Raw genomic sequence first — 17,669 nt, forward strand, 5'->3', positions numbered from 1 at the left:
AAAGACTGACAATATTAGTAGTCACCTAAAGTTTCTGGTAATTGCGCCAATGCTTTGGCTAATTGTTCATCGCTGGGAGCGATACCATGCCATTCGTGATGACCTTCCATGAAGTCAACACCCTGTCCCATTACGGTTTTCATGATGATGGCGATTGGTTTACCCTGACCGGTGAGGCCTTTGGCTTTTTCAAGTGTAGCCACTACATCGTCCATATCGTTACCATTCATGTGGAGTACGTGCCATCCGAATACTTCGAATTTTGCACCTACATCACCCAGTCCGGCCACATCATCAGTAGTCCCGTCAATTTGTTGACCATTGAGGTCCACAGTGATGATCAGGTTATCCACTTTGTGGTGTGGAGCAAACATCACAGATTCCCAGATTTGGCCTTCTTCCAGTTCACCGTCTCCATGGAGAGAGAATACCAGGTTTTTATCGTTGTTTAATTTTTTTGCGAGTGCTGCACCGATAGCCACGCTCATTCCCTGGCCGAGAGATCCGGATGCAATACGTACACCTGGTAAGTGTTCGTGTGTAGTGGGGTGACCCTGCAGACGGGAGTTCAGTTTACGGAAAGTACTCAGTTCCTGTACCGGGAAGTAGCCGGAACGGGCCAGTGCACTATAGAAAACAGGAGATATGTGGCCATTGGAAAGGAAAAACAGGTCCTGGTTTTTACCATCCATATCAAAAGGTACCGGCTTGTGATCCATTACTTTGAAATACAGCGCAGTCAGAAAGTCTGCGCAACCTAACGAGCCGCCGGGGTGTCCACTTTGAACACCATGTACCATCCGTACAATATCTCTTCTGACCTGAGTAGCAATATCTTTGAGCTGTGGCATGATAGTTGTTAATTTTTGTACCGCAAAACTAATCGAATTTCGTAGAATTTGTGGTCGTTGAATGTTTTTTTTGCGCTTCCAATGTATTAAAAAAGTTCATTTTTTTAACGTTTCTTTTCACATTTCGTTGAAATTAATATCTTTGCACAATTAAGCCCCACTAATGGAGAATGTATTAATTGCTACCGTCCTAAGTTTTGTGGTTACCTATTTTTCAATTCCAATACTGATCAGAGTGGCGGAATTAAAGCATCTTTACGACGAACCGGACGAGCGAAAAGCACATAAGACGCGTATACCAACGCTCGGAGGAATTGGATTTTTCTCTGGATTTATCATCGCATCAGCTATTTGTGTACCCGCAATGGCCAATTCGCCATTTCAGTATATGATGGCGGCATTCTTCATCATTTTCATGGTGGGTATGAAAGATGATATTGTTGGTTTGTCTCCACTCAAAAAATTAATCGGACAACTGGCTGCTTCTTTTGCTATTATCTATCTTGGCAATTTGCAGATTACCAGTATGTATGGATTCATGGGAATTTATACATTGCCTCCCAATATCAGCCTGATGCTGACTTACTTCACCTTTATTGTTGTTATTAACGCCTTTAACCTGATTGATGGGGTAGATGGACATGCCGGCAGCATTGGTTTGCTGGTGAGTGCGGTATTAGGTGCTTATTTCCTGCATGTAGGTGAAATTACTTATGCTGTTATAGGTTTTGCACTGGCAGGCGGTTTGGCCAGCTTCCTGATTTATAATATTTCTCCTGCCCGTATTTTTATGGGCGATACGGGATCCTTACTGATAGGACTTGTAAATGCGGTATTAATACTCAAGTTTATTGATGTAGCAGGAAACCCTGTGGGTAAGATGCCTGTGGCAGCTACCCCCGCAGTAGCATTTGCCATCCTGATAGTTCCATTGTTCGATACCCTGCGCGTATTTGCTGTACGCATGTTACAAGGAAGATCTCCTTTCTCTGCTGACAGAAATCATATCCATCACTACCTGCTTGACCTGAAGCTGAACCACAGACAAACTACGCTTGTATCTGTAGGTATTAACGCCTCTTACATCCTGGGAGCATTTGTTTTACAGGGAATGGGCGCTACCTTATTGTTGATGGTGGTGATTGGCTCTGCTACCTTCTTTACCGGGATGTTATACCTGGCCCGCAGAAGGAAACTGGCTATCCAGGTTAATCCTGAGCCGGTGGTTCAGCCAGCTGCAGCAACTGTTCCTGGAAAAGAATCCACCAAAATATTGCGTGTTACAACAGATGGTGTGTTACAGGACAAGTAATTATCACCCGATAATTTCCTGCTAAGGCGTATTACAGGCTTTTCTCCTGCTATTATCAGGACGTTACTTTGACGATTAAAAGAAAACCTGTAGGTTTGCACGCACTTAACTATTTATGTTATGCAAGATGATCTAACGCTTATCATTGATGACGCAGCGGACTCAATGAAAAAAGCTATCGGGCACCTGGAATTGGAGCTTACAAAAATCAGAGCGGGGAAAGCTAATCCGCAAATACTGGATGGTATTTTCGTTGACTATTATGGTGCGCCAACTGCACTTAACCAGGTAGCTAACGTGAGCATTGCAGATGCACGTACTCTCACTATTCAGCCATGGGAAAAGAACATGCTGCAGCCTATTGAAAGGGCTATTATTGCATCTAATATTGGACTTAACCCACAAAACGACGGTGTTATTATCCGTTTATTCCTCCCTCCGTTAACTGAAGAACGCAGAAAGGAATTTGTGAAGAAAGTAAATAATGAAGGTGAACAGGCGAAAGTAGCCGTGAGAAGTATTCGCCGCGATGCTATTGAATCTGTAAAAAAATTACAAAAAGAAGGTTTAAGTGAAGATACTGCCAAGGATGCCGAAGCAGATGTGCAAGCTATGACCGACAAACATATTGCCCTGATCGATAAGCACTGTGAAGTGAAAGAGAAGGAAATTATGGCTATTTAACCAGTATCGGGCGCTGCCTGAGACTATTGCCATTAAAAAATTAAAGCGGAGATATCACCGGATGCTTTTCCTGTTGATATCTCCGCTTTTTTTGTATGTTTTTAGCGAGTTTGTTCCGTTTTCTCTACCGGTGGCCGGCTGGCGCGATTTACCAGGTATACCCCCAGTAAAATAATTCCCATACATAATACCTGTACCCAGGTAATAGACTCATGAGCGAGTAAACCCCAGCCTACTGCTACTAACGGCAACGCATATGCTACCATGGAAGCCAGCATAGATCCCGCACGTTTTATTAACAGGAAAAATAATACTGCTGCTATACCAGTACCCATTACACCTAATATTAAGCCTGCTGAAAGAGACCGCCATGGTGCATTTGGTTGGGTAAATTGTGGGAAGAAATTGCTGCACCACAGAATCGGGAAAGTGCAAATGCCACAAAAGAACATGGCAATAGATCCCAGTTGCAAAGAGGAAAATCCTTTCAGTTGGTGATGTACCAGGCTGATATTAACTCCATAACTAATGGTTGCCAGGATAACCAGCAGCGCATAATACCAATGACCATTGGTATTAATACCTTTAGCTGTAAATAGTAATACTACCCCTAACAACCCTACGAAGATACCCGTGAGCTGCGCCTTTTTAAACGGACTTTTAAAGATAATAATGCCAGATAATAGTGCCATCAGCGGGGTAAGCGCATTTAAAATACCCGCCAGGGAACTGTCTATTTCCGTTTCCGCGAGGCAAAAAAGAAATGCAGGAATCCCATTACCCAGGATACCGGAGAGCAATATGATGGGTATTTTGTTACGCGGTGTTTGTTGTAATGCTTTAGGCAAAAAAGGCAATAAGGCAATGCCCGCAGCCACCAATCTCAGGCTGGCTACCTGGTAGGAGGTGAATGCTTCCAGTCCGATCTTCATTAATATAAAAGAACTGCCCCAGGTAAGTGAGAGTAAAATAAAAACTCCCCAATGGGCAAAACGTTGATGCATAGTTTCAAATTTCGACTACAAAGGTGCAGATATCAGGGGCATTCAGCAAAATATAAATCGTGTTATTGCAACACTTCTGATCTGTTTTTGTTAAATTTATTTATAAGAATGCAATTTTCATGAGTAAAATCAAGTTGTCCGCGATCAGCACCACAGCGCCTAAGAAGCTGGATAAAGAAAAGACCAAAGCCCAAACCCAGGAAATATTGCAGGAACTGGACGAACTGCAAAACCTGCTATACGCACAGCACAAACACAGCATACTATTGGTAGTGCAAGGAATGGATGCCAGCGGTAAAGATGGGGTGATCAAAAACGTAACCGGTACACTGAACCCACAAGGGTGTACGGTACATTCTTTTAAAGCCCCCAGTACCGAAGAGTCTGAGCATGATTTTTTATGGAGGGTACATCAGAATGCACCCGGTAAAGGAATGATCCAGGTGTTTAACCGTTCTCACTATGAGGATATCCTGATACAGCGCGTACATAAATGGATTGATGACAAGATGGTGCGTAAAAGAATGGATGCCATCAATGATTTTGAAAAATTGTTGACCGTGCATAATAATACCCACATCATTAAATGTTATCTGCATGTGTCGAGAGAAGCACAACAACAGCGCCTGGTAGAACGAACAGAAGATCCACGCAAGATGTGGAAGTATAATGAGAATGATCTGAAAGAAGCGAAACTATGGGATAAATACATGGAAGCCTACGAAGATGCAATCAACAATTGTAACTATGTACCATGGCTCATTGTACCGGCTGATCAAAACTGGTACAAAGAATACCTGATAGCGTTAACGTTAAGGGATACACTGAAATCGCTGGATATGAAATATCCCCGTTTGAAGAAATAATCAATTAATAATTAACGCCTTCGGGGATTATGTTTTAATTTTGTTCACTTAATTCTAACTACTAAAACCTTGCATTATGTCGTTCATCAAAGAGTTTAAAGAGTTTGCCATGAAAGGCAATGTAATGGATCTTGCTGTGGGTGTGATTATTGGAGGTGCATTTGGAAAGATTGTTACATCTTTGGTTGATAATATTCTGATGCCGATTGTTGGCATATTTACCAGGGGAAAAAACTTTAACGACATCTTTTATCAACTGGACGATAGTAAGGGAGTGGTGACTACACTGGCTGATGCGAAAGCAAAGGGGATCGCGGTATTTGCTTATGGTGCCTTTATTCAAAGCATCATCGACTTCCTGATTATTGCGCTCTGTATTTTTGTGCTGGTGAAATTCATGAACAAACTGACCAAGAAGAAAGAAGAAGCCCCTGCCCCAGCTGAGTTAACTACACAGGAAAAATTACTCACGGAAATCCGTGACGAGTTGAAAAAATCCAGATAACAAATCTTTCTAAAGTCCCCATTCACCTATTTCTTCCTACCCGGAAGTAATAGGTGAATGGCATATATGTATACTCACCTTAAATAATAAATTGATGAAAAAATTTACTTTATCCATTGCCTGCTGTATGCTACTGTTTACAGCTGTACACGCGCAAAATGACTGGATGAAGAAGTCGAGAGATGAAGTTGCTGGTAAAATTAAAAAAGACGATAGCGACACTATCCCGAAACTATGGCGGAAAGGGATGAACATCAATGTGAATATTAACCAGGGATCATTGAGCAATTGGGCTGCCGGTGGAGATAATTTTTCTTTCTCTATTGGTTCTAATCTTTATGCCTGGGCTTTTTATAAAAAAGGAAGAAATTCCTGGGACAACGTAGCTGACCTGGCCTATGGTTACCTCAATACTACCAGTTTAGGTGGCCGCAAAAGTGACGACCGGATTGACCTCACTACCAAATATGGCTATGACATTGGCAAACATTGGTATTTAAGCGGATTATTAAACCTGCGTACACAGTTTGCAAATGGTTTCCTGTATCCTTCCGATACAACCAAGCAACTGTCGTCCAAATTTTTCTCCCCTGCATACGTGCTGGTATCACCGGGTTTTGACTATAAACCCAATGCCTCATTTTCTTTATTCCTCTCTCCTATCACTTCCCGGTTCGTGTTTGTGATGGATGATTTTCTCTCCAAACAGGGCGCTTATGGCGTAGATACCGGCAGCCACTTTAAGTATGAAATAGGTGCATATTTATCTGCGAATTATGTGAAAACTTTCGCAAAAAATATGACCTATAAAGGCCGGTTAGATCTGTTCTCTGATTACAGGCATAATCCACAAAATATTGATGTGATGTTTAATAACGCGCTGGAGCTGAAGGTAAATAAGTGGATTTCAGCCATGTTGACTGTAGATATGATTTATGATGATGATGTAAAAGTATTTGAGAATAAGAAGACTGGCGTAATGGGGCCCCGTTTGCAGATTAAGCAGATCATCGGGGTGGGTTTTGCAGCGAAGTTCTGATTCGCCGGATTTTTGTTATTTTTGATATCGCACAGCGGCACCTTGTGTAAAAGAAGCCAGCCATTAAGTACTGGTGATTCATTTTCCGAAGTGCCGCTGTGCGAATTCTTTTTTTAACAACTATAAACGCAATACGTGAGCGAGCAAGCACCTGTCTATAAGATCAAGTTACCGCAGTTTGAAGGTCCTTTCGACCTGCTGCTGTTCTTCATTGAGCGTGATGAGCTGGATATCTATAATATCCCTATTAATAAGCTAACACAGGATTTCCTGGATTATATTCATCATATTGAATCACTGAATATAGAATTAGCCAGTGAATTCATTCTCTTTGTATCTACCCTTATGCGTATCAAAGCTAAGATGCTGTTGCCACGTAAGGAGCTGGATGAACAGGGCAATGAGATCGATCCGCGTATGGAGCTGATCGATAAAATCCTGGAATATAAGCGTTACAAACTGGCTGCAGCAGAACTTGCCGAAATGGAGGCAGACAGGATGTTGCAGATTAAACGGGGAAATATCGCGAAAGAACTGGCAGAAATCGGTGAAGTAACGAGTGAAGGGACAGAGGTACAAACCCTTACTCTTTTTAAGCTGACCAAAACCTTTGAAAAGGTGATGCAGCGCATGAAAGAGCGCGATAATAAACCCCAGCACGTGGTGTATAAATATGATTACACTATGGAAGGCTCCAGGATGTATATGGAAGAATTAGCAAGAGCCGAGCGAACCCTATCTTTCGAAAAAATATTTGACCACTGTAAAGACAGAGTACATGCTATTTTCCTGTTCCTGAGCATGCTGGAACTGGTACAAATGAAGCATATGGGTATTATGGTGGGAGAAGGCAGAAACAACTTTATTATTGAATATATTGATCCTTCCGACAGGGAGGAAGAACCCGCAGGAACTTTAATAGATGGCTGAGAAACGTGAAAATATAGGCATTGTATCCTTACCGGAATACGCACAGGTAGATGCAGGTTTTGTAGTATCTGGTCTTTGTGAATTAGGAAACTCCTTTTTCGATCAGATTGGTGTGCCGCACCGACATGATTTCTACACCATTTACTGGATCAAAGCGGGTAAGCTGTTGCATACCATTGATGCCACTACTTATGAAGTAACCAAGAATACCCTCTTCTTTGTTGCGCCTGGCCAGGTGCATAATATACAGGCTACGGAGAAAATTGAAGGCTATATGATTGCCTTCAGGGATGCCTTTATGTGTTTGAAAGATCAAACCCAGGTATCAGGCATTAACTCCGGCTTGTTCTTTAACAGCCAGTTCAGCAGCGTAATACATCTCAATGATGAGCAGGAGAAAGATATTGACGCCGTGGTGCGCCTGATGATGAAAGAGCTTACAACACAGGAACCAGAATACGAGATGGCCATCCATGGACTACTACGCTATTTCCTGGTGTTGGCATCCCGCATTAAAGGAGAAAATGTAGCCATTTCCCCCGAACAGCATGCGATGCATAATAGTTCCATCTTCCTGAAATTTAAAAATCTGATAGAGGAGAAATACCAGTCACTTAAAACAGTATCCGATTATGCCGGACTACTGCATATTAAACCCGTGTTGCTGAATGAAATCAGCAAGCAATTGTCCGGTATTACTGCCGGAGAACATATCCGTAACCGGGTGATCCTGGAAGCCCAGCGTTATTTGTATAATACCGATCTCACGGCGAAAGAAATAGCCTATAAACTGGGATTTGATGATCCCCATTATTTTAGCCGCTTTTTTAAGAAGTATACCAACCAGAGCCCATCTGAATTTAAGGATGCTTCCCGCTCTTCTATGAGCCCTTCTGCCTAGTTTTCCCGGAATTTTAAAAAAGTCCATCACTAGCAGCGTTTTATCCATTCCTGACGGGTGTTGTAACATGTAATTTTGTGTTGTCTTAAGGAGGCAAACAATATGAACACAAAAAAACATGTAAATCAGATAGTTATAGCCGCTGCTCCTCATATGGTAGGCGATGGCTTCAGGGTACAAAGCACCTTACCTGGTGGTACCCGTTCTGAAAATAACGTGATCAGCCCATTCATTATGATGGACTACGCGGCACCCAACTACATTCCACCCAGCCCAAGGCCACGTGGTGTAGGTGAACACCCGCACAAAGGCTTTGAAACAGTAACCATTGTATACCAGGGCGAACTGGAACACCGGGATTCTACCGGTAGCCATGGATTCCTGTATCCTGGAGATGTACAATGGATGACTGCGGCAGGCGGAATTTTACACGAAGAGAAATACAGTGAAGCATTTACCAAAACAGGTGGTAAGGCAGAATTTGCCCAGTTGTGGGTAAATCTTCCTAAAGCCTTTAAAAATAATCCACCGTCTTATCAGAATCTGGCAAAAGCAGATATCCCGGTAGTAAAGGTGAGTGAAGAAGGCTATGTGAGAGTAATTGCCGGAACGTATAATGATACCAAAGGCGCTGCTACCACATTTTCGCCGGTAAATGTACTGGATATACGCCTGAAGAAAGATGACAGCATCACGTTCGCTGTACCGGAGAATTTCAACACCGCAGCCGTGGTATTTCAAGGCGAAGTGGATATTAATGGTCAGCCGGTGAAAGCTGTAGAAACGGCCTTATTCGAACGCAAAGGCACTGAAATTACCATTACTGCGCTGAAAGATACCAGTATGGTAGTATTGAGCGGAGAGCCGATAGATGAACCGATTTTCGCTTATGGTCCTTTTGTGATGAACACAGAAGACGATATCAGACAGGCTATCAACGACTACAACGCCGGTAAATGGGGCGAATTAAACTAATCACACTAACATTTTTATTAATTATACTAAAACTAAAATTTATATGACAACCTGGAAAATTGATCCTTCACACAGTGATGTACAATTTAAAGTGAAACACCTGATGATTACGACTGTTACCGGTCAGTTTGCAAAATTTGATGGTACTATGCAAACCACTGACAATGATTTCAGTACTGCAAACATCTCTTTCGAAGCAGACATCAACAGTATTTCCACACAGAATGCGCAGCGTGATGCACACCTGCAGGCAGCAGATTTCTTTGAATCAGAGAAATATCCTAAGCTCACATTCGTGTCAAAAGAAGTAAAGAAAATAGACGCAGAGAACTATAAACTGATAGGCGATTTAACTATCCGCGACAACACCCGTCCGGTAGAACTGAATGTAGAATTTGGTGGTGAAGTAGTAGATCCATGGGGTCAAACTAAAGCAGGATTTGAATTATCCGGTAAAATTAACCGTAAAGATTTCGGTCTTACTTTCAACGCCACTACTGAAACCGGCGGTATATTGTTGAGTGATGAAGTGAAGTTACTGGCAAGTGTGCAAATGGTTAAACAACAATAAGTATTTTATATCAATATTCAGATATGCTGTTTAATTACAGCCCTGTATCCTGAACAGCATATCTGAATTATAATTTGAGGAGAATGGATATTCTGAGCAAACTGGAATGGCGTTATGCCGTTAAAAAATTTGATCCGGCTAAACAATTGAGTGAAGCCCAACTGGAGAAACTGATTGCCGCCACGAGATTGTCGGCATCTTCTTATGGTTTACAGCCTTATAAGATCCTGATTGTGGAAAATCCCGCTGTACGTGAGCAATTGAAATCAGCATCGAATAATCAGTCGCAGATAACAGATGCATCGCACCTGATTATTTTTGCGAGATATACCGACCTGAATGACTCTCACGTAGATGATTATACGAGCAATATAGCCACTACGCGCCAAATAGACCCGGAACAACTGGCAGGTTTTTCCGGTGTGATGAAAGGTACTGTGAATCGCCTGGGAGCAACAGGAACTGCCATATGGAGCGCTAAACAGGCGTACCTGGCATTAGGCACCCTGCTCATTGCCGCAGCCGTTGAAAATGTGGATGCTTGTCCGATGGAAGGCTTTGATGCAGCTAAATATGATGAAATTTTAGGATTGAAAGATAAAGGACTTGCTACCGTAGTTCTTGCTGCGGTGGGATTCAGAGCGGCGGATGATGTGATGCAGCATGCGAAGAAAGTACGTAAGCCAATAAAAGAATTAGTAGAAACGATATAAGGATCAATTGACAGGAAAACAGGTATAGAGCCGCGCAGCAAATTGCGCGGTTTTTTTTGTGCTGTGGGTTGGTTTTGGCTGCCGGGGGGCTCCGGCGTTTTTTATTGCCGATTAATTTGTAATTTGGGCCTCCACACTGATTTTTCTAACAAGAAAAAATAAAAATTTAACATGAAAAGATTTGCATCTGCCAATTGGCAAGGTACCGGCAAAGAAGGTAAAGGTACTTTAACTTCTCAGTCAACTGTATTGAACAAAACTCAGTACTCCTACAGCAGCCGTTTTGAAGACGGTATTGGTACTAACCCTGAGGAACTGATTGCCGCTGCACATGCTGGTTGCTTTACTATGAAACTGAGCTTTGTGATCACTGGTGCCGGTTTTACGCCAGGTAACATTGATACCAAATGCACCATCACCCTGGAGAATGGCGCTATCACTACCAGCCACCTGGAAGTAACTGCCAGCGTAGCAGGACTGGATGCCGCAAAATTTGCTGAATTTGTAGCAGATGCAGAAGCTAACTGCCCTGTGAGCAAAGTATTGAATGCTACTATTACTACTGACGCGAAGTTGGTGTAATTGAAGTTTATAGCATATTACGGAGCGCCTGTTGTATCACTACAACAGGCGCTCTGCTTTTTGTCCATCCTTTTCAACAGTTGATCCATTCTCTGGCGGCGGGTTTATAGCGATATTTGTGATGTATTAAAAAAGGAGAAGTAGTTATGAAAAAAGTGATTCATCGTGCTGATACCCGGGGGTACGCTAACCATGGTTGGTTGAATAGTCATCATACATTTAGTTTTGCTAATTATTATGATCCTAACCGGATTCACTTCGGGGCGCTGCGTGTATTGAATGATGATGTGGTAAAGGGTGGAATGGGCTTCGGAGCGCATCCGCATGATAATATGGAGATTGTGTCTATTGTATTGGATGGAGCCCTGGAGCATCGTGATAACACCGGCAAACAGGAAGTTATCCGTAAGCACGACGTACAGATTATGAGCGCCGGAACAGGTGTGATACACTCGGAATTTAACGCGTCAAAAACGGAAGATGTCAGCTTCCTGCAGATATGGGTAATACCGGCAGAACGCAATGTAACACCGAGGTATGACCAGAAAACATTTGATCCTGCTTCCCGTGAAAATGCGCTGCAGGTAATAATATCGCCGGATAAGTCCAGTGATGCGCTGTGGTTGCACCAGGATGCCTGGTTTTCATTGGGTAAATTTGATGCCGGTAAAACGCTGGACATTATTCCCAAAGCGGTAGGCATCGGCAGTTATTTGTTCTTATTGAGCGGCGAAATAAAGATCGCTGATGAGGTATTGCAAACCCGTGATGCCATTGGCTTGTCGGACTATGATAAAGCCACCATTGAAGTGATTAAACCGGCAGAGTTTTTGCTGATAGATGTAGCGATGTTGGGCTAATCATACACATCATTATATACTAACCCGTTATTTAAAAGATCAGCTGGTAAGGCTGGTCTTTTTTTATATTTTTATTACCATCATTATTAAACAGTCACTATAGAGGAATCATCATGCTTTTAGCCACCGATCTGGATGGTACTTTTTTAGGAGGTACGCCGGAAGATAAGAACCGATTATATACGCTATTACATCATAATAAGCAGATACAGCTGGTATTTGTAACTGGGAGGGGTATACGAAGTGTATTACAGTTATTGGAAGATACAACACTGCCGCGTCCCGAATATATCATTTGCGATGTAGGCGCCACGGTTACCCACCTTCCTACTCTTTCTGCTGTAGAACCTGTACAGGGCAATATTGCCGCAAAATGGCCTGGTGACCAGGTAAGAGAAACCCTGAAAACAGTGAAGGGCTTATTGCATCAGGAAGCACATCAGCAGTATCGTTGTTCTTACTATTATGATGAGGGAACAGATATTGACGGTGCCCGGTTGCTGGCTACTTCCCTGCGATGTGACCTGGTATTGTCTGCCGGCAAATACCTTGATATATTGCCCGCCGGAGTAAACAAAGGCTATACATTACAGCAGTTGCTGGAAGTTTTGGCGTTGCCTCATCAACAGGTACTGGTAGCTGGCGACTCCATGAATGATTATTCTATGTATGCTACCGGATTTAAAGGGGTGGTAGTAGGTGATTCGGAACCCGAATTAGTGAAGCAAACTGCTGCTATGGCGCATGTATTACAGGCACAGCGTGCGGGAGCAGGCGGCATCCTGGAGGCCATGGAATATTTCCCGGAATTCGGTATTTATCTGCAAAAAGAGGGATGAAAAATGATGGGGAGAAGAGAAAAAGATTGTACCTTAGAATAGGTCTTTGCAAGTAATTTGATATGGATATTGACAACAGCGTTTGGTATGATGAATAGCTTTTTAATCATCATTTAAATTGATAAATCAATACACCATGGAAATGACAACTCCCACTGAAGAGCTGCACCAGCAGCTTAATTCCTGGAAAGAAGAAGTAAATGAGGTAAGAAATGAAGTGAAGATGATGCGGGAAAGATTAGAACAAATTAATCTTAGTAAAGCCTCCAGGGAAGTAATGACTCAAGTAGAGCATTTTGAAAACCGTTTACTACGCCAACGGGAAGTAGCAGATGAAATGCATCACGACATTAAGCAATGTGCCAAAAAACTAGCAGACACTCCTGTCACTGTAGTGCATGACGACCGTCCGGTTGATGACTTCGACACCATACAAACGCGTATGGAAATATTTCAGAAATTATATGTAGCATTAAAAGAAGATTTCAATCATTTTATGCCTTGAGAGCCGTAAATGATTACTCGTAGGTCTTGACTTTGTGCTCTATTTTATGAATAATGCTGTCAAGCTGTTGTGTGGATTCATGCAGCCATTCCATGAGCTGCGTGTTGAGACGTTTGTCCTGGTTACTCTTATCGAATAATCCGGCAATGCTTAGTATAGATACTACCGGACGACGTATTTCATGTGAATTGATCCAGGCTATTTCTCTCAGCGTTCTGTTTTGTGCTTCCAGCAGCATGGCTTGCTTCACGTGTTTGTCTATATCCTGTATGGTGCCTATCATACGGATGGGTTGACCATTTTCGTAGATGATATAAGCGCGGTCAACCACATATTTGTAATCGCCATTGGCGCATTGAAAGCGATATTCTTCGGACCAGTAATTAAAGCCGGCGGTTATGCAGGCCGCAAGGGATGTTGTTACGCGTGCATGATCATTGGCATGTATATTTGTTTGCCACCAGTGTACAAGATCAGTTTCGTGGATATTGTTATACTGGAAGAGATTGGCAAGTCCGTGATTCCAGGTAACTTTATTGGTTATCATGTTTTTATCATACACTGCATCGTTGGTGGCCTGTGCCAGTAGTTCATAGCGCATGCCCATCTCCTCGGCGTTTTTGCTGGCTCTCACATCCGCATCTACATCTTTCGACATAATGAAGCGGGCGTTTTTCCCGTAGTAAACTGCCGGCAACGAATATATTTCCACGTAAAAGTTGCTGCCGTCTTTTTTGCGGTGTAGCCATATACCTCTGTATTCACCGCTACTGCAACGTTCATTGGCATTTTCCAAGAGCAGTGGTATATCTTCCTTATTGCGTATATCCAACAGGGTTAGTTGCATGAATTCCTTCCTGGAATAACCATATTTTTTCAACGCCGCATCGTTTACAGACAGAAAGCGCATAGAGGCTTTCTCGTAAATCCACATGGGGATCGGATATTCATTGAACAGATGCTCGAATTGAAGGGAACGATGATTGCGCCAGCTGGTTGTGAAGAAGAATAATATAAAGATACCAACAGATAATAGGATACTTGCGGCAAGCAATAATGTATGCTGTGCTGGATCGGTTTTTATGAGGAGATAGCTGTTAATCGCAATGACAATAAATAATAAAACTAAACAAGCCATCTTTAAAGGGGCATTCCGCATGACCTGATTTTCAGATAATTTACCTAAATTTTGAGCAACAGAAAAAATTATCTCAGGGGTATATGATTGGTAGTATTTTTTGTATTATAAGTGATCATAATTCGAGAATAATGTCATCGCTGGCGGGATATCCTACACAGGTTAGCACCAGGCCTTCTGCCAGTTCTTTATCTGTGAGTACTTCATTAACGGGCATAGATATTTTACCGCTAACACACTGCGCCGTACAGGAACCACACACGCCTCCCTTACAACTATAAGGCAGTAATATTTCATTTTCCAGGGCATAGCTCAGGATGGTTTGATTCCCGGGAATTTCGAGATGGTGCTCTTCATTGCGGTAACGTATCAATACCTTTTTAGGCTGGCGATCAGGTGGTGGTGGCGTTTTCGCGATGCGCGCGTCTGTATTGACCACGAAGTTTTCTTTGTGCAGTTGTGTTTCCTGGAAACCCATAAATGTAAGGGTAAGCAGAATCATGCGCATATAGTCCGGAGGGCCGCAAAGGAAGAATGCAGCATCGGTACGTGCGTAATGCAGGTGAGTTGTTACCAGTTGTTCCAGCAACATGTTATTCAGTCTCCTGTAGGTATGATCACTATCCGGATCATTGCTGAAAAGAAAGAGGATTTGTAGTTGTTCCGGGAATTGTGTCTGCCATTGTTGTAACTGTTGATAGAAGATGGTAGTTTCCGGTGTTTGGTTGCTGTAAATCAGTTTAACATGTGCACCTGGTTCGTTTGTCAGGATATGTTTGAGTAAGGAAAATACAGGGGTAATGCCGCTGCCGGCAGCCAGCAGAAAGATATCCCGCTTTGCTGCGACCGGGTCCCCGTAAGTAAAGCGCCCGGAGGGTTCCAGTGCTGTTACGATGTCTCCTTTTTTCCAGGTGTGGATCAGGTGGCGGGATATTTCGCCATTTTCTTTTTCACGGATAGTAACGGACATAAATGGATCTATGCCCGGAGTAGAGCTAAAGGAATAAGATCGTCTGTATTCTTTGTTGTGGAGGGTGATGAGAAAGGTGAGGAACTGGCCTGCGAGATATTCTACCGGTGCTGGCGTAGTGTTTTCCAGTTTATAGGTGAAGGTGCCTGGTGTTTCGCGTATGATATCCGTAATCCTGAGCTGAAAGTACATTGTATAAAAAAATTACGAATTACAAATTACGAATTACGGATTTGTGTAGAGATAGGTAAATATTGATCATTTGCTGTTATCTCCGCACAAATCCGTAATTCGTAATTTGTAATTCGTAATTCTATTTTAAATGGTTACCGTAATTTTTTCTTTCAGCATTTCCCGGGTAGTGCGGGCAATACCGGCAGCATCGTAGCCACATTCACGGTAGAGTTCTTCCGGTTTACCATGTTCAATTAATTTATCGGGAATGCCTAATCTTTTTATTTGTGCGCTATAGTTGTTGGTGGCCATGAATTCTATCACGGCGCTACCGAAGCCACCTACGATGGTACCATCTTCCACTGTAATTATTTTATCGAAAGATTGGAATATTTCGTGGAGCAGGGCTTCGTCCAGTGGTTTTACAAAGCGCATATCATAGTGAGCGGGTTGGAGCCCATCTCCTATTAATTCTTTGCAGGCTTCGGTTACGAAGTTGCCGGTATGTCCGAGCGAGAGGATGGCTACATCCTTACCATCGCGGATTTTGCGGCCGGTACCTGGTTTGATTGCTTTAAATGGCGTACGCCATTCGGGCATTACGCCTTGTCCGCGTGGGTAGCGGATTACGTAAGGCATATCATTTTCCGCTAACTGCGCGCTGTACATCAGGTTCCGCAGTTCTTCCTCGTTCATAGGTGCGCTGATGATCACGTTTGGAATACCGCGCATATAGGCGATATCGTAGGCGCCATGGTGCGTTGGTCCGTCTTCTCCCACCAGTCCGGCTCTGTCGAGGCAGAATATTACGGGGAGTTTCTGAATCAGTACGTCGTGTACGGCCTGATCAAAGGCACGCTGGAAGAAAGAGGAATAGATGGTACAGAATACGCGCATGCCCTGAGTAGCCATCCCTGCAGATAAGGTAACAGCGTGTTGTTCACAGATACCTACATCGAAGGCTCTGTGTGGCATTTTCTCCATCATGAATTTGAGGGAGGAGCCAGAAGGCATGGCGGGTGTGATACCAATAATTTTATCGTTTTGTTCAGCCAGTTCAATGATGGTATGTCCAAAAACATCCTGGTATTTAGGAGGTTGAGGGCTGGTAACTGGTTTTTTGAATATTTCGCCGGTGATTTTATCAAACAGGCCTGGTGCGTGCCAGGTGGTTTGGTCTTTTTCTGCGAGGGCATAGCCTTTACCTTTGGTGGTAACGATATGCAGCAATTTTGGACCGGGGATATCTTTCAGATCCTGGAGGGTATCGGCCAGTTTGGTGATATTGTGGCCATCGATGGGGCCAAAATAGCGCATCTTCAATGCTTCGAAGAGGTTACTGGATTTGGATACTACTCCTTTGAGGCTGGCTTCCAGCTTGGAGGCCATGTCGCGGGTGAATTTCTTACCTACCGGCAGTTTGCCAAGCAGGTTCCACACATCGTCCCTTACTTTGTTGTAGGTGGGAGAAGTGGTGATATCTGTCAGGTATTCTTTCAGCGCGCCCACATTGGGATCTATGGACATGCAGTTATCGTTCAGGATAATCAGTACGTTGGCATTGGCCACGCCGGCGTGGTTCAGTGCTTCAAAGGCCATACCGGCGGTCATAGCACCATCGCCGATGACAGCAATATGCTGACGGTCAAATTCGCCTTTGTAATGGGAGGCCATGGCCATACCGAGTGCAGCGGAAATGGAGGTAGAGGAGTGTCCTACACCGAAGGTGTCGTACCGGCTCTCATCTCTTTTCGGGAATCCGCTAAGTCCTTTGTATTTCCGGTTGGTAGGAAATGCTTCCCGGCGGCCGGTCAGGATTTTGTGGCCATATGCCTGATGGCCTACATCCCATACCAGTTGGTCGTATGGGGTGTTAAAAACATAATGCAAAGCCACTGTAAGCTCAACTACACCAAGACTGGCCGCAAAGTGGCCACCATGCACACTTACCACGTCAATAATATATTGACGCAGCTCCTCACATACCTGGTGAAGCTGTTCTTTATTCAGCTTTCGCAAATCAGCGGGATATTCTATCTGGCTCAACAGTTGACCTGCCTTTATATTCATAATTGGGCTCAGGGTTTATATGAAGTAACAAAAATACATAAAAATATGTGGTAAATAGTGATCTGGCCACAGGAAAGTGGTACAGATAAGTGATATCTCACCATTCAGATGCAGGCATCTGCCATTTACCGGTTTTGATTCACCATTTATAACATTTAGGTTTCTACGGGGGGCGCCGTA

The 17,669-nt window shown here is 43.3% G+C and carries 19 protein-coding genes; 14 read left to right on the plus strand and 5 right to left on the minus strand.

Features of this window, described 5'->3' with window-relative positions:
- Window positions 1-14: 14 nt before the first annotated feature.
- Entirely contained in the window at window positions 15-851 is an 837-nt protein-coding gene (locus tag J7623_RS11050; RefSeq protein WP_291920155.1) for a transketolase, read from the minus strand.
- A gap of 163 nt (window positions 852-1,014) precedes the next feature.
- On the opposite strand from J7623_RS11050, the gene J7623_RS11055 reads away from it, so the two are divergent.
- Together J7623_RS11055 and frr are read left to right on the plus strand one after the other, a co-directional pair.
- On the plus strand, window positions 1,015-2,163 hold the full coding sequence (locus J7623_RS11055; RefSeq protein WP_291920156.1) for a glycosyltransferase family 4 protein: 1,149 nt from the start codon (window positions 1,015-1,017) through the stop codon (window positions 2,161-2,163).
- Between the two features lie 120 nt (window positions 2,164-2,283).
- Window positions 2,284-2,847, plus strand: a complete 564-nt coding sequence (gene frr, locus J7623_RS11060; protein ID WP_291920158.1) for a ribosome recycling factor — start codon at window positions 2,284-2,286, stop codon at window positions 2,845-2,847.
- Between the two features lie 101 nt (window positions 2,848-2,948).
- On the opposite strand, the gene J7623_RS11065 is transcribed toward frr, so the two are convergent.
- Window positions 2,949-3,851 (minus strand): DMT family transporter, encoded by a 903-nt coding sequence (locus tag J7623_RS11065; RefSeq protein ID WP_291920160.1) that lies wholly within the window; start codon window positions 3,849-3,851, stop codon window positions 2,949-2,951.
- Between the two features lie 119 nt (window positions 3,852-3,970).
- Here J7623_RS11065 and J7623_RS11070 point away from each other — a divergent pair, with 119 nt between their 5' ends.
- The 12 genes from J7623_RS11070 to J7623_RS11125 all read left to right on the plus strand — a co-directional run bounded on the left by J7623_RS11070 (window position 3,971) and on the right by J7623_RS11125 (window position 13,137).
- A complete protein-coding gene (locus tag J7623_RS11070) occupies window positions 3,971-4,717 on the plus strand; it encodes a PPK2 family polyphosphate kinase (protein WP_291920162.1) in 747 nt (248 codons plus the stop codon).
- Window positions 4,718-4,793: 76 nt separating this feature from the next.
- The gene (mscL, locus tag J7623_RS11075) at window positions 4,794-5,222 is read left to right on the plus strand and encodes a large conductance mechanosensitive channel protein MscL (protein ID WP_291920164.1); all 429 of its coding nucleotides are present in this window, start codon (window positions 4,794-4,796) and stop codon (window positions 5,220-5,222) included.
- Between the two features lie 94 nt (window positions 5,223-5,316).
- A complete protein-coding gene (locus tag J7623_RS11080) occupies window positions 5,317-6,261 on the plus strand; it encodes a DUF3078 domain-containing protein (RefSeq protein ID WP_291920166.1) in 945 nt (314 codons plus the stop codon).
- A gap of 135 nt (window positions 6,262-6,396) precedes the next feature.
- Window positions 6,397-7,191, plus strand: coding sequence for a segregation/condensation protein A (locus J7623_RS11085; protein WP_291920168.1), 795 nt, complete (start codon window positions 6,397-6,399; stop codon window positions 7,189-7,191).
- Window positions 7,184-8,092: a helix-turn-helix domain-containing protein gene (locus J7623_RS11090; RefSeq protein ID WP_291920170.1), complete on the plus strand. Its 909-nt coding sequence runs from the start codon at window positions 7,184-7,186 to the stop codon at window positions 8,090-8,092. Before J7623_RS11085 ends, J7623_RS11090 begins: the two co-directional genes overlap by 8 nt.
- A gap of 102 nt (window positions 8,093-8,194) precedes the next feature.
- On the plus strand, window positions 8,195-9,067 hold the full coding sequence (locus tag J7623_RS11095; RefSeq protein ID WP_291920173.1) for a pirin family protein: 873 nt from the start codon (window positions 8,195-8,197) through the stop codon (window positions 9,065-9,067).
- A 43-nt stretch (window positions 9,068-9,110) separates the two neighbouring features.
- Complete coding sequence (locus tag J7623_RS11100; RefSeq protein WP_291920175.1) at window positions 9,111-9,638, plus strand: YceI family protein; 528 nt, start codon at window positions 9,111-9,113, stop codon at window positions 9,636-9,638.
- An 83-nt stretch (window positions 9,639-9,721) separates the two neighbouring features.
- Window positions 9,722-10,351, plus strand: a complete 630-nt coding sequence (locus J7623_RS11105; RefSeq protein ID WP_291920177.1) for an NAD(P)H-dependent oxidoreductase — start codon at window positions 9,722-9,724, stop codon at window positions 10,349-10,351.
- 171 nt (window positions 10,352-10,522) lie between these two features.
- Entirely contained in the window at window positions 10,523-10,933 is a 411-nt protein-coding gene (locus tag J7623_RS11110; protein WP_291920180.1) for an OsmC family protein, read from the plus strand.
- A gap of 146 nt (window positions 10,934-11,079) precedes the next feature.
- Window positions 11,080-11,793 carry a pirin family protein gene (locus J7623_RS11115; protein ID WP_291920182.1) on the plus strand — a complete coding sequence of 238 codons (714 nt, stop codon included), beginning with the start codon at window positions 11,080-11,082 and terminating at the stop codon, window positions 11,791-11,793.
- A gap of 113 nt (window positions 11,794-11,906) precedes the next feature.
- Window positions 11,907-12,632, plus strand: a complete 726-nt coding sequence (locus J7623_RS11120) for an HAD family hydrolase (RefSeq protein WP_291920184.1) — start codon at window positions 11,907-11,909, stop codon at window positions 12,630-12,632.
- Between the two features lie 142 nt (window positions 12,633-12,774).
- Window positions 12,775-13,137 (plus strand): hypothetical protein, encoded by a 363-nt coding sequence (locus tag J7623_RS11125; protein ID WP_291920185.1) that lies wholly within the window; start codon window positions 12,775-12,777, stop codon window positions 13,135-13,137.
- 13 nt (window positions 13,138-13,150) lie between these two features.
- On the opposite strand, the gene J7623_RS11130 is transcribed toward J7623_RS11125, so the two are convergent.
- From J7623_RS11130 to dxs, 3 genes are all read right to left on the minus strand, one after another.
- Entirely contained in the window at window positions 13,151-14,296 is a 1,146-nt protein-coding gene (locus J7623_RS11130) for a PAS domain-containing protein (RefSeq protein ID WP_366838787.1), read from the minus strand.
- A gap of 94 nt (window positions 14,297-14,390) precedes the next feature.
- Window positions 14,391-15,437 carry an iron-sulfur cluster-binding domain-containing protein gene (locus J7623_RS11135; protein WP_291920189.1) on the minus strand — a complete coding sequence of 349 codons (1,047 nt, stop codon included), beginning with the start codon at window positions 15,435-15,437 and terminating at the stop codon, window positions 14,391-14,393.
- Window positions 15,438-15,563: 126 nt separating this feature from the next.
- A complete protein-coding gene (gene dxs, locus J7623_RS11140; protein WP_291920190.1) occupies window positions 15,564-17,489 on the minus strand; it encodes a 1-deoxy-D-xylulose-5-phosphate synthase in 1,926 nt (641 codons plus the stop codon).
- Window positions 17,490-17,669: the final 180 nt, after the last annotated feature.

This window comes from Chitinophaga sp., assembly GCF_017745275.1.
Lineage (GTDB): Bacteria > Bacteroidota > Bacteroidia > Chitinophagales > Chitinophagaceae > Chitinophaga.

Excerpts from the sequence above, each read along its gene's own strand:
- J7623_RS11080 (WP_291920166.1), top strand. The coding sequence starts at position 5,317 with ATGAAAAAATTTACTTTATCCATTGCCTGCTGTATGCTACTGTTTACA.
- dxs (WP_291920190.1), bottom strand. The coding sequence starts at position 17,489 with ATGAATATAAAGGCAGGTCAACTGTTGAGCCAGATAGAATATCCCGCT.
- J7623_RS11105 (WP_291920177.1), top strand. The coding sequence starts at position 9,722 with ATGGATATTCTGAGCAAACTGGAATGGCGTTATGCCGTTAAAAAATTT.
- J7623_RS11065 (WP_291920160.1), bottom strand. The coding sequence starts at position 3,851 with ATGCATCAACGTTTTGCCCATTGGGGAGTTTTTATTTTACTCTCACTT.
- J7623_RS11125 (WP_291920185.1), top strand. The coding sequence starts at position 12,775 with ATGACAACTCCCACTGAAGAGCTGCACCAGCAGCTTAATTCCTGGAAA.
- J7623_RS11095 (WP_291920173.1), top strand. The coding sequence starts at position 8,195 with ATGAACACAAAAAAACATGTAAATCAGATAGTTATAGCCGCTGCTCCT.
- J7623_RS11110 (WP_291920180.1), top strand. The coding sequence starts at position 10,523 with ATGAAAAGATTTGCATCTGCCAATTGGCAAGGTACCGGCAAAGAAGGT.
- J7623_RS11120 (WP_291920184.1), top strand. The coding sequence starts at position 11,907 with ATGCTTTTAGCCACCGATCTGGATGGTACTTTTTTAGGAGGTACGCCG.
- J7623_RS11090 (WP_291920170.1), top strand. The coding sequence starts at position 7,184 with ATGGCTGAGAAACGTGAAAATATAGGCATTGTATCCTTACCGGAATAC.
- frr (WP_291920158.1), top strand. The coding sequence starts at position 2,284 with ATGCAAGATGATCTAACGCTTATCATTGATGACGCAGCGGACTCAATG.
- mscL (WP_291920164.1), top strand. The coding sequence starts at position 4,794 with ATGTCGTTCATCAAAGAGTTTAAAGAGTTTGCCATGAAAGGCAATGTA.
- J7623_RS11070 (WP_291920162.1), top strand. The coding sequence starts at position 3,971 with ATGAGTAAAATCAAGTTGTCCGCGATCAGCACCACAGCGCCTAAGAAG.
- J7623_RS11100 (WP_291920175.1), top strand. The coding sequence starts at position 9,111 with ATGACAACCTGGAAAATTGATCCTTCACACAGTGATGTACAATTTAAA.
- J7623_RS11130 (WP_366838787.1), bottom strand. The coding sequence starts at position 14,296 with ATGCGGAATGCCCCTTTAAAGATGGCTTGTTTAGTTTTATTATTTATT.
- J7623_RS11115 (WP_291920182.1), top strand. The coding sequence starts at position 11,080 with ATGAAAAAAGTGATTCATCGTGCTGATACCCGGGGGTACGCTAACCAT.
- J7623_RS11135 (WP_291920189.1), bottom strand. The coding sequence starts at position 15,437 with ATGTACTTTCAGCTCAGGATTACGGATATCATACGCGAAACACCAGGC.
- J7623_RS11055 (WP_291920156.1), top strand. The coding sequence starts at position 1,015 with ATGGAGAATGTATTAATTGCTACCGTCCTAAGTTTTGTGGTTACCTAT.
- J7623_RS11050 (WP_291920155.1), bottom strand. The coding sequence starts at position 851 with ATGCCACAGCTCAAAGATATTGCTACTCAGGTCAGAAGAGATATTGTA.